Source organism: Aliivibrio thorii, from assembly GCF_057368585.1.
Map to the genome: position 1 here is coordinate 2,730,360 of NZ_CM170654.1, position 12,244 is coordinate 2,742,603.

Below are 12,244 nucleotides of genomic sequence, written 5' to 3' on the forward strand. Positions count from 1 at the left end.
CCTATCCCTATTAGTGCAGTTCTTCATGTTTCTTTACTAAGCCAAAATCCGCCAATATTGCATAAGCGGCAGGGATCATGAAGAGCACTAATAACGTTGAAGTAAAAATACCAAACACAATAGAAACGACAAGAGGCTGAATAACTTGAGCCTGTAAACTGGTTTCTAATAACAGTGGCAGTAACCCTGCTGCCGTTGTTATTGAAGTTAAAAATACCGCTCTAAACCTTTCTTGGCTCGCTTTTACAACAGATTCATATACCGAATCTCCATCATCAACATGATGTCGAATGTATTGCACTAATAAAATAGAATCATTAACCACTATCCCAGCTAAAGAAACAAATCCCATAATACTCGGCATACTTAAAGGGTGGTTTAATAATACATGCCCCCATAGCACACCAATCAAAGCTAATGGAATCGCAAGCATCACCACAAAGGGTTCAAGGTAACTTCTGAATTGAAAACTTAAGATAACAAAGACACCAAATAAACCCAGCATGAACCCCGTGCCCATTGATTGCCCTGTTTCTGCGGTATCCTTCGCTTCCCCTTCAAAATCAAAACGTAAACTTGGGTATTTTTTCTGAAGTTCAGGAGCAAGCTCTTTTCTAAATTGATTTAGTACTTCGGCCGAGCTCACTTGTGAAGCATGAACATCACCGAAGACACTTAAGGTTCTTAATCCATTGATACGTTGAATTCGAACATAATTACGCTGAAAATCTAATGTTGCAACAGAGGCTAGAGGTATTTGGTCTCCTGTAGGCAAAATGATAGGAAAGTTCTCTAACGTATGTAAATTACCTGCTTGCTCTTTATTCAAACGTACTTCAATTTCAATATTTTCAACACCCAACTGGATCTCATCAGCCGTTTGTCCAAAATACGCTGCACGTAATTGATTGGCAACCAGTTGACCTGTAACCCCATAGGTTTCAGCCCCTGGTCGAAGCTTAACAAGTACTTCTTCTTTCCCCATTCGCATGTCATCAAGCACACCATAAACCCCTGCAAACTCATTTAAATAGGCTTGCACCTCTAATGACGCTGATTTTAACGTATGTAAATTATCATCCATCATGCGAATCTCAATCGCTCGACCACCCGGCCCCATCGTCGGTTGTTTATAAACCATGGTAATTGGCTCAGCTAACTCTCCAACTTCTGCACGCCACGCATCAATAAAATCATCAATTAAAGTATTTCGTTTTTCTGCCCCTAATAAATCTAAACGAATGGTTGCCAAGTGAGGACCTGATTCACTCGCATCTGTATTAGTATTAAATTGCTGAGTAATATGCTCAACAAGTTGACGTCCCCCCTCGTTCTTTTCACTCCATTCTTTATTTAGCTTTTCGGCAGCAGAAACAATTTTATCTACGACAATTTCAGTCTGAGAAAGTGAGGTACCCGGTGGCAAAATAATTCGAGCTTCCGCAATATCGCCATCTAATTCAGGAAAACCCACAAACTTAAGCGCGCCACCAGAAATGAGTGAAAAAGAAATCAATAAACTGGCAATCACGGCACCTAAAAAGGCATAACGCCATTCCACCACTTTTGTTACTGCTTTCACTAAAGTGACATTTCTAAAATGTTCAAAACGATCTAAGATTTTCTTTTTTAAACCCGTAATTGGCTTATCTTTTTTCGCCTTATGTAAAGAGTGGCTTAGGTGATTGGGAAGAATTAAAAATGCTTCAATTAAACTCAGAGTTAATACAAGAATAAGCACTTGAGGAATAACTTTCAGTACCGCCCCCATCTCTCCTTGCAAAAACATCAAGCTACCAAAAATACACACCGTCGTTAAGAAAGAAGACAATACGCCGGGGAATACTTTTTTGACGCCGTTATACACCGCATCATCTATCTCTTGCCCCCGATCTAAATGCGAGGCAATCGACTCTGCAATTACTATGGCATCATCCATCATGATCCCTATTGCCATCAACAGGGCGACGAGTGACATAATATTAATAGAGAGCCCTAAACTCGCCATTAAAAATAAACCACCTAAAAAAGCAACCGGAAGGCCCGCGGCAACCCAAAAGGAATAACGAAACGTAAAGAATAGCCACATGGTAAGGAAAACAAGAATGATCCCTTGCCAACCATTTTTTACCATCATGGTTAATCGATCCCATAGTAAAGAAGAAAGATCATTCGTCATTTCTAATGCTACGCCATCAGGTGCGATAGACTGCTGATATTTAACAAACTCAGTCACCCGATCTTTAATTCGTAAGGCGTCTTCTTCTTTATTTTTACTGATCTTAAGTAGGGCTGATGGCTTACCATCAAATAATACTTTTTGTTCATCAAGCTCAAAGCGATCGGTTATCGTTGCAATATCACCTAAACGGATCAATGCGCCATTATCCGACGCTCCCATCACCGTTTTTTCTAATTCTTGAGGCGTTGTTTTTCTTTCATCAAAGCGAATTAAAAAGTTTTTTTCTGGTGTTTCAATGCTACCACTTGGTAGTTTTACATTTTGCTCAGCCAGTTTATTCGCTATATCACTGACATTTAAGCCAAGCTGGCGAATCGCACTTTCATTTAATTCAACACGGTATTGATGATCAGAAAAACCACTCACTTCAACTAAAGAAACATCATAATCAAGCTTTAAACTTTGTTTCAATTTTTCAGCATATGCCTTCAACTCTGGCCATGTGGTATCCGCAGTAATAGCAACATCCACCACTGGTTCATTCCAATCCAGTTCTTGAACTATCGGAGATTCTATCTCTTTAGGGAAATCATTAATCGAATCAATTTGAGTTTGAACATCAACCAGCATTCGCCCTATATCTGCTTTTTCATTCAGCTTAATCACTAAACGAGCAGAGCCTTCAATTGCTTCACATTTTGTTTCTTCTATATTTCCTAAGCCATCAACGGCATCCTCCATCCGAACACAAATGCTTTCCTCCACTTCTTGTGGCGATGCACCAGGATAAACAACACCAGCCAAAATATAAGGCGGACTAAATTCAGGAAACGTTTCACGCTTTAATTGAGATAAGGACACTAAACCAAGCAGCAATATAGAGAGCATTAATAAATTGGCAGCCGTTGGGTGTCTTGCAAAAAACTTAATCATTCCACAAGCTCCTTCTTAGGAACGACTGAACGCAGTTGCATGCCATTAATAGCAGGAAGAAGATCATTTAAGATCAATAAATCTCCCTCATTAATGCCACCAGAAATAACCACTTGGTTATCTCTTCTAAAGACTATGTTTACAGGAAGTATGGTTAATTGATTATCTTGATTTAACAAATAAATCTTATCGCCATGAAGGGCACTTTCTGGGATCACCCACTGCGGTGAAGCCTCTCCTTTAATTAATGCTTTTACAAACATGCCATTAACCAACGGAGGTAATGAGCTTGGCTTAAGCATTTTATAATCTTGTTGGATCTCTAAAATCACACCAACAGTCGCTTGGTTTGGATCGACAGTTTCACTGATACGCTCAACTTGAGCTTTCCACTGAGCATTAAAACGACCACTGCTCAACTGCACTATTGCTTGAAGCGGTAATGAATCAATATTTGGCATCCCTTGCTCATTAGGCAGAAATACATGAAAGCTTTGCGCTAAAGTTTGCATATCATGAATCGATACTTGTGCTTCCATTTCCATGGTTTGAATGCCATGTGCAATAAACATTTCTTGTTGTAGATTCACCACTTGATCGGCTTCAATATTCACTTCTGAAATACGAACATCTGTAGGTAATACGATGGAGGTTTTATCTAAAGATCGTTGTGCTTCTTTTAACTTTGCTTGATTCACTTTGACCATTGCTTGAGCGACTTTCCGCTCATCTGGCAATAACAAAATTTGGTTTTGAATATCTTGCACGACTTTCTGTTGTGCTAAATACGATTGATTTTGTTGGTCCAGATCCGATTGAGAAGTTAGCCCTTTTTTCTGTAGATTTACTTTACGATTTAGCTCTTTCTTACTGATGGATAATCTATTTTTTTCAATTTTTAACGTGTTTCTAATGTTTTTTTCTTCAAGATCGACTTTCGCTAACTGTGTTTCACTCGAACCCAAATCAGCCTCAGCTTGAGCAAGCTTCAATTCATAATCGAGTGGATCTATGCGTAAGACTTCAGTTCCCGCTAACAAGACATTACCTTTGTTTAGATCCGGATGGCGATACACGACTTTACCCGAAACTTCTGCAATCGCCTTCCATTCAAATTTAGGTCTTATTTTGCCAAAGCCTATCACTTGAGGTGCAATATTCTGTTGCTCTAAAGAGAGAGTTTTCACTATTTTCGAACGGTCTTCTAATGGTTTTACTTCAGCTGATGAACGCAATTTTGTGACCGTAATTAAAATAATGACACCCGCAGCAACCACAGGAAAAAAGAGGAGTTTTTTATTTATTTTCATTAGTATTATCTCTCTTATTTTGTAACAAACCTTCAGTTAACAATCGGATATTATGCTCGAGTAAATCAGTTAAAAATGCTTCATTTAACTCAATATTATGAAAGTCCAACATTTTCTTTGGTGCCAAAAAAGGAAAAACCATCAAACTCATCATTGATAGTCTAGCTTTACTTGGATCGACCCCTTTTTTAAATAATGCATGGCTCATATCTGGTGCAAATAGCTTGTCTTGCATCGGTTGTAAAATACCAAAAATGATTTGCTGAAGGTTGGCTTGCTGTTCATTATCCGCCTCCATAATTCTTAGTATCAGTTTAGGAAATGCAGGCACTTTTATCATTGCTTGATAATAAGCACGCATGAAATCAACCAAATCTTGTTCACTATTATTGACTAAAGCTAATTGAAACTGACTTACCACTGGAGATATCGTTTCCTTAAACATCGCTTCAAACAACCCTTCTTTGTTACCAAAGTAATAACGGATCATTGCGATATTTACCTTCGCATTATCAGCAATTAACCTTGTTGATACTTTATTATAAGGCTGAGATACAAAAAGCTCACGAGCATGAAAAATAAGCTGCTCCCTCACTTCTGATTCCCCTTTTGGTCTGCCTAATTGCTTTGCCATTGATAACACCTTATTTACACTACATTCAATTTATGATTATTAATCACACGATTAATTATAAGTAAGTAATAAAATTGTGCGATCCCTTTAATTCATCCATATTTAATCATTTGATTAATTAATCTCTACTATTCAAAAAAAACATCTCTTTTGTGCAGTAATCCATCACAGCAATCGTTTTTCTTTCTATTTTGTAACATTTAAGCAAAAAAACATTAATAAGTAGTGAAAATGGGATTTAGGGGTTGACGATACTTACTGAGTGCGATATTAATTTGTTAATTATTTTTATGGATTGTATTTCAAATGAAAACAGCATCTTCTTTATTTCTAAACCTCCTCCTGATCGTGAACATCTCACGCGGGTAGGTTGTGGAACAAAAGAAGCCATAAACCAAATTTTAAAACCCGCTGAACATGGCGGGTTTTTTTATGGAAAACCGTCGTTAAAGCGCACGACATACACAAGGAAGCAAGCCCATGAACGATCAAGTCATTATCTTCGACACCACCCTACGTGATGGCGAACAAGCACTATCAGCAAGTTTAACCGTAAAAGAAAAATTGCAGATTGCGTACGCACTTGAACGCCTAGGTGTTGATGTAATTGAAGCTGGCTTCCCTGTCTCTTCCCCTGGTGATTTTGAATCAGTACAAACCATTGCAAAACACATTAAAAATAGCCGAATTTGTGGTCTAGCTCGTGCTGTCCCTAAAGATATTGATGCGGCAGCTGAAGCGTTAAAAGTCGCAGAAGCGTTCCGAATTCATACCTTTATTTCTACTTCGACCGTTCACGTTCAAGATAAATTACGCCGTAGCTACGATGATGTGGTTGAAATGGGTGTAAAAGCGGTTAAACACGCACGTAAATACACCGATGATGTAGAGTTTTCTTGTGAAGATGCTGGCCGCACTCCAATTGATAACCTTTGTCGTATGGTTGAAGCTGCAATCAATGCCGGTGCGAATACTATCAATATTCCAGACACGGTTGGTTACACCATTCCAGGTGAATTTGGTGGCATTGTTCAGCAATTATTTAACCGAGTTCCAAACATTGATAAAGCTATCATCTCTGTTCATTGTCATGATGATTTAGGGATGTCAGTTGCCAACTCTATTGCTGCGGTTCAAGCAGGCGCTCGACAAGTTGAAGGTACAATTAATGGTATTGGTGAGCGTGCAGGCAACTGTTCTTTAGAAGAAATTGCGATGATTCTACAGACTCGTTCAGAATATCTAGGCGTTCATACGGGTCTTAAAAATGATGAAATCCACCGCACAAGTAAGTTGGTAAGTCAGCTTTGTAACATGCCAATTCAAAGCAATAAGGCTATCGTAGGCGCAAACGCCTTTAGCCACTCTTCTGGCATTCACCAAGATGGCATGCTTAAGAATAAAAATACCTATGAGATCATGACACCTGAGTCTATCGGTCTTAAAAACAAAGCGTTAAACCTAACCAGTCGTTCAGGTCGTGCCGCGGTTAAGAGCCACATGGATGCGATGGGTTATAAAGACGAAGAATACAATCTAGACACGCTATATGCAGATTTTGTGAAGCTAGCGGATCGTAAAGGCCAAGTGTTTGATTACGATTTAGAAGCGCTAATGCATTTTGCCAACTTACGTGATGAAGATGACTTCTATAAGTTGAACTACCTAAGCGTTCAATCTGGCAGCGTAATGGCGACAACTAGTATCAAACTACTTTGTGGTGATGAAGAAAAATGTGAAGCCGCTGTCGGTAATGGTCCTGTTGATGCCCTTTACCAATGTATCTACAAACTAACAGGCTATGAGATTGTTCTAGATAAGTTTGATCTAACTGCAAAAGGCGAAGGTGAAGATGGTTTAGGTCAGGCGGATATTATTGCGAACTATAAAGGTCGTAAGTATCACGGTACTGGTCTAGCTACCGATATTATCGAAGCCTCTGGTCAGGCATTACTTCACGTAATTAATAGCATTCATCGTGCAGATCAAATTGCTGAAATTAAGCAAAAGAAAGTAGCTACGGTTTAAAAAAGCCGAAACAAATTTTAAATCAGAGAAGTATAGGCCTTCTCTGATTAAGCAAATTAAATAGAAAAGATTAAAGGATTAACATGACAAATAAAACATACAAGATTGCGGTTCTACCTGGCGATGGTATTGGTCCAGAGGTGATGGAACAAGCACATAAAGTTCTGGATGCGATTGAGAAAAAATACGCCATTTCATTTTCACGCGAGCAGCACGATGTAGGTGGTATCGCGATTGATAACCATGGCTGTCCGCTACCAGAGAGCACAGTCAAAGGTTGTGAAGAATCAGATGCCGTATTATTTGGCTCAGTTGGCGGTCCTAAGTGGGAACATCTTCCACCAAATGACCAACCAGAGCGTGGCGCCCTACTTCCTCTTCGTAAACATTTCCAACTGTTCTGTAATCTTCGTCCTGCGCAAATCCATAAAGGATTAGAAAACTTCTCTCCACTGCGTGCTGATATTTCAGGTAACGGCTTCGATATTGTTGTTGTTCGTGAACTGACTGGTGGTATCTACTTTGGCCAACCAAAAGGGCGTGAAGGCGAAGGCCCTCAAGAAAAAGCGTACGATACTGAAATTTACCACCGCTACGAAATCGAACGTATTGCAAAGATTGCCTTTGAATCGGCTCGTCTACGTAATAAAAACGTCTACTCAATTGATAAAGCCAACGTTCTTCAAAGCTCTATTCTATGGCGTGAAGTGGTAGAAGAAGTGGCACAAGATTACCCAGATGTAAAACTAAGCCATATGTACATTGATAACGCGACTATGCAGCTAATCAAAGATCCATCTCAGTTTGACGTAATGCTATGTTCAAACATCTTTGGTGACATTATCTCTGATGAGTGCGCAATGATCACAGGCTCTATGGGTATGCTTCCTTCTGCAAGTCTGAATGAGAGCAACTTTGGTCTGTATGAACCAGCAGGTGGCTCAGCTCCAGATATCGCAGGTAAAAATATTGCTAACCCTGTTGCTCAAATCTTATCTGCAGCACTCATGCTACGCTATAGCCTAGGTGAAGAAGCAGCAGCACAAAGTATTGAAGCTGCCGTATCTAAAGCGCTATCAGCAGGCGAGCTAACGGCTGACTTAGCTGGCGATAAACCAGCACTAACTACATCAGCAATGGGCGATAAAATCGCTGAGTACATTTTGAATTCGTAATTCAAGGAAGAAGCAATGTCTAACGCAAAAACATTATACGAAAAAATTTACGATGCCCATGTTGCTGTAGCGGCAGAAGGCGAAAACCCAATTTTATACATCGACCGCCATTTGGTTCATGAAGTTACATCACCACAAGCCTTTGATGGCCTGCGTGAAAAAGGACGTAAAGTTCGCCAAGTAGGTAAAACCTTCGCAACGATGGATCACAACGTATCGACACAAACCAAAGACATTAATGCCTCTGGTGAAATGGCTCGAATCCAAATGGAGACGCTATCAAAAAACTGTGAAGAGTTTGGCGTTACCCTTTACGATCTAAACCATAAATATCAAGGCATTGTTCATGTTATGGGCCCAGAACTTGGTATTACCTTACCAGGTATGACGATTGTGTGTGGTGATTCACACACAGCAACTCACGGCGCATTTGGTTCATTAGCTTTTGGTATCGGTACCTCTGAAGTTGAGCACGTATTAGCGACACAAACGCTAAAACAAGCACGTGCTAAAACCATGAAAATCGAAGTTAAAGGCAAAGTAGCCGAAGGCATTACCGCTAAAGACATCGTTCTTGCGATCATAGGTAAAACAACGGCTGCTGGTGGTACTGGTTATGTGGTTGAATTCTGTGGTGAAGCGATTACCGACCTTACGATGGAAGGTCGTATGACGGTATGTAACATGGCAATCGAATTAGGTGCTAAAGCAGGTCTTATCGCACCAGACCAAACGACGTTTGATTACATTGCAGGTCGTAAGTTCTCACCACAGGGTGCAGATTTAGACGCCGCTATCGACTACTGGTCATCATTGAAAACTGATGATAATGCTGAGTTTGATGCCGTAGTAACACTTGAAGCCTCTGAAATTAAACCGCAAGTCACTTGGGGTACAAACCCAGGGCAAGTGATCGCAGTAGACGCTCCAATCCCTGCACCAGAGAGTTTTTCTGACCCTGTAGAAAAAGCATCTGCTGAAAAAGCCTTAGCTTACATGGGACTTGAAGCTGGAAAGTCCCTGTCTGATTACAATGTTGATAAAGTATTTGTTGGTTCTTGTACTAACTCACGTATCGAAGACATGCGTGCTGCGGCTGCGGTAGCAAAAGGCAATAAAGTCGCTTCTCATGTTCAAGCCTTGATTGTTCCTGGCTCTGAGCAAGTAAAAGCACAAGCAGAAAAAGAAGGCCTAGATGTGATCTTTAAAGAAGCTGGCTTTGAATGGCGCCTACCGGGTTGCTCTATGTGCCTTGCAATGAACAACGACCGTCTAGGTCCACATGAACGTTGTGCATCTACATCAAACCGTAACTTTGAAGGTCGCCAAGGCCGTGATGGCCGAACTCACCTAGTGAGTCCTGCAATGGCTGCTGCTGCTGCAATTGCGGGTCACTTTGTTGATATTCGCACCATTACAGAACAAGCATAAAAGGAATTTACTATGTCAGGTTTTAAGCAACATACAGGTCTAGTCGTTCCTTTAGATACGGCGAATATTGATACCGATGCGATCATTCCAAAACAATTTCTACAGAAAGTAAATCGCACTGGTTTTGGTAAACACCTATTTCACGATTGGCGTTTTCTTGATGATGCTGGTGAGCAACCAAATCCAAAATTTGTCATGAACGCACCGCGCTATCAAGGCGCTAGTATTCTGCTTGCTCGTGAAAACTTTGGTTGTGGTTCGTCTCGTGAGCACGCTCCTTGGGCATTAGCGGATTATGGCATCCAAGTAATGATCGCACCTAACTTTGCTGATATTTTTTATGGCAACTCAATTAACAACCAAATGATCCCTGTTCGTTTGACTGACGCTGAAGTGGATGAGATTTTCCAGTTCGTCGAAGCAAATGAAGGTGCTGAAATTACCGTTGATTTAGAAGCAATGTTAGTAACTGCTAACAATAAACAATACCGTTTTGAGATTGATGAATTCCGCCGCCACTGTTTACTGAACGGTTTAGATAATATTGGCTTAACGTTACAACACGCGGACAAAATTTCAGAATATGAAGCGAAGATCCCTAATTTCTTAAAATAAGATTCAGGAAATAATAGAGGTTGATATGAACGTATCAACCTCTTTTTTGTCTATAAAACACAGGCCATCTATAATAAATAATTATTAGTAAACAAAAGTCAGGTACCTTTCTATGAAAACCCTTATTTCCTCGTTACTTTTGCTTTTCTCATTCAATACGTTCGCTGCACCACAATCTGAGTTATGGGATTATTGGGATGTCAGTAATGAAAAAAATGCCACCACTATTTCACATCAATATTGGCAACAAACCTTAGATAAATACCTTATCACTCAAAGGGAATATACCCTTTTTGATTATGGCAACATCACTGATGCAGATGAGCGAACATTAAATAGTTACTTACGCCAAATGCGACGAATTGACCCAAGAGAGTACAAAAAATCTGAACAATACGCTTATTGGGTAAACCTTTATAATGCAATTACAGTAAAAATAATTTTAGATAATTACCCTATCAAGTCGATTACTAAATTAGGAGGGCTATTTAGCTTTGGACCTTGGGATGAAGAAGTCATTACTGTTGCTGGGAAAGCATTAACCCTTAACGATATCGAACACAGAATTCTTCGCCCAATATGGAAAGATCCTAGAACGCATTACGCTGTGAACTGCGCAAGCTTAGGTTGCCCTAACTTACAACCAAAAGCCTTCACTGCCAGAAACAGCGATAAGTTATTAAATAAAGCCGCAACTGAATTCATTAATAGTGAAAAAGGTGTGCTCATTACTGATAACAAGTCCCAACTCTCGTCTATTTATGATTGGTTTGCGGTCGATTTTGGTAATCAACAGCAACTTTTTGAGCATCTAAAAAAATATCGCCCTGAATTAAAAAAATTCAAAGGCGATATCAGTTACGACTATAATTGGAAGTTAAATAAACAATAAAAATTAAAAGGGATTACTTAATCCCTTTTGCTTTTTTAATTAAATCGTAAGCGCCTTGAATTTCTTGTGCTTTTTCTTTAGCCATATCCATCATCTCTGGTGGTAATCCTTTTGCTACCAATTTATCAGGATGATGCTCGTTCATTAACTTACGGTGTGCACGTTTAATGGTTTTAGCATCCGCATCTTCATTGATACCTAGTAAATTATACGCATCTTTCAATTGGTCCGCAGAACTTGCTTTCTGCCATTGACCTTGATGAGAGCCACCTTGCTGACCAGAAAAACCACCACTGCGCTGAAAACGAAAGGCCGCTTCTTGCATTTTCAAACGTTTTTCAAGTTGTTCAGCACTAAAGCCAAGTTCTTCAGCTACAATGTGTAAAATGTCTCTTTCACTTGGATGAATATCACCATCTGCAATTGCTGATGCTATCTGAAGCTCTAAAAAGAACTGCAACAGATCATAGCGACCACCGGTAATTGAACGGATTTTCTGTAACGTTTCACGTAATGGAAAATCGTTTTCTTTCCCTTCTCTAAATGCTTCTTGAGCTTCTCTTTTTTGCTCAGCACTTAGATTCATACGATCCATCATCATCGCAGCAAGCTGAATTTCTTGAGCAGTAACTTGCCCTTTGGCTTTAGCTACATGACCCATAACGGCAAAAGCCGCATGGAAAAACTCTGCTTGTTTTTGAGTTTGAGAAGCCCCGCCAGTTTGAAAAGTAAAGCCACTGTTTGCCATGCGCTTTGCTTTATCAAATTGATGGCCAATAAAGATCCCTAATGCCGCGCCAAAAAAGCCGCCAAATAGAAAACCAAAAAAACCACCCAATATCTTGCCGAATATTTGCATTTTAAATTCCAATTAATGAATTATTTTATTTTTACTCTGTCACATAATGAGCAAACGCAGCCTACTACTTTACAACCATTAATAGATGATAGCGACATCTTATAGGTGGTTTGGGCATAGCTTTTGCTTTATTATAAACAAGTGACTCTGTCTAGTCTCTTTGAGTATATCAGCGGATTAATATA

9 protein-coding genes are annotated in these 12,244 nt (G+C 39.7%); 5 read left to right on the forward strand and 4 right to left on the reverse strand.

Features of this window, described 5'->3' with window-relative positions:
* Positions 1-10: 10 nt before the first annotated feature.
* From AC2IP4_RS12515 to AC2IP4_RS12525, 3 genes are read right to left on the reverse strand one after another with little or no spacing between them, the layout of a single operon-like run.
* Positions 11-3,115 (reverse strand): efflux RND transporter permease subunit, encoded by a 3,105-nt coding sequence (locus tag AC2IP4_RS12515; RefSeq protein WP_486310330.1) that lies wholly within the window; start codon positions 3,113-3,115, stop codon positions 11-13.
* Positions 3,112-4,425, reverse strand: a complete 1,314-nt coding sequence (locus tag AC2IP4_RS12520; RefSeq protein ID WP_486310331.1) for an efflux RND transporter periplasmic adaptor subunit — start codon at positions 4,423-4,425, stop codon at positions 3,112-3,114. The genes AC2IP4_RS12515 and AC2IP4_RS12520 overlap by 4 nt, the downstream gene beginning before the upstream one ends.
* Positions 4,412-5,059, reverse strand: coding sequence for a TetR/AcrR family transcriptional regulator (locus AC2IP4_RS12525; RefSeq protein ID WP_105056842.1), 648 nt, complete (start codon positions 5,057-5,059; stop codon positions 4,412-4,414). Before AC2IP4_RS12525 ends, AC2IP4_RS12520 begins: the two co-directional genes overlap by 14 nt.
* A 480-nt stretch (positions 5,060-5,539) precedes the next feature.
* On the opposite strand from AC2IP4_RS12525, the gene leuA reads away from it, so the two are divergent.
* From leuA to AC2IP4_RS12550, 5 genes are all read left to right on the forward strand, one after another.
* Entirely contained in the window at positions 5,540-7,087 is a 1,548-nt protein-coding gene (leuA, locus tag AC2IP4_RS12530) for a 2-isopropylmalate synthase (protein WP_486310332.1), read from the forward strand.
* Between the two features lie 83 nt (positions 7,088-7,170).
* Entirely contained in the window at positions 7,171-8,262 is a 1,092-nt protein-coding gene (leuB, locus tag AC2IP4_RS12535; RefSeq protein ID WP_486310333.1) for a 3-isopropylmalate dehydrogenase, read from the forward strand.
* 15 nt (positions 8,263-8,277) lie between these two features.
* Complete coding sequence (gene leuC / locus AC2IP4_RS12540) at positions 8,278-9,693, forward strand: 3-isopropylmalate dehydratase large subunit (protein WP_486310334.1); 1,416 nt, start codon at positions 8,278-8,280, stop codon at positions 9,691-9,693.
* A gap of 12 nt (positions 9,694-9,705) precedes the next feature.
* A complete protein-coding gene (gene leuD, locus AC2IP4_RS12545; RefSeq protein WP_486310335.1) occupies positions 9,706-10,308 on the forward strand; it encodes a 3-isopropylmalate dehydratase small subunit in 603 nt (200 codons plus the stop codon).
* A 112-nt stretch (positions 10,309-10,420) separates the two neighbouring features.
* Positions 10,421-11,200 carry a DUF547 domain-containing protein gene (locus AC2IP4_RS12550; protein ID WP_486310336.1) on the forward strand — a complete coding sequence of 260 codons (780 nt, stop codon included), beginning with the start codon at positions 10,421-10,423 and terminating at the stop codon, positions 11,198-11,200.
* Positions 11,201-11,213: 13 nt separating this feature from the next.
* Here AC2IP4_RS12550 and djlA read toward each other — a convergent pair whose 3' ends face one another.
* A complete protein-coding gene (djlA, locus tag AC2IP4_RS12555; protein ID WP_105056836.1) occupies positions 11,214-12,059 on the reverse strand; it encodes a co-chaperone DjlA in 846 nt (281 codons plus the stop codon).
* Between the last annotated feature and the right edge of the window lie 185 nt (positions 12,060-12,244).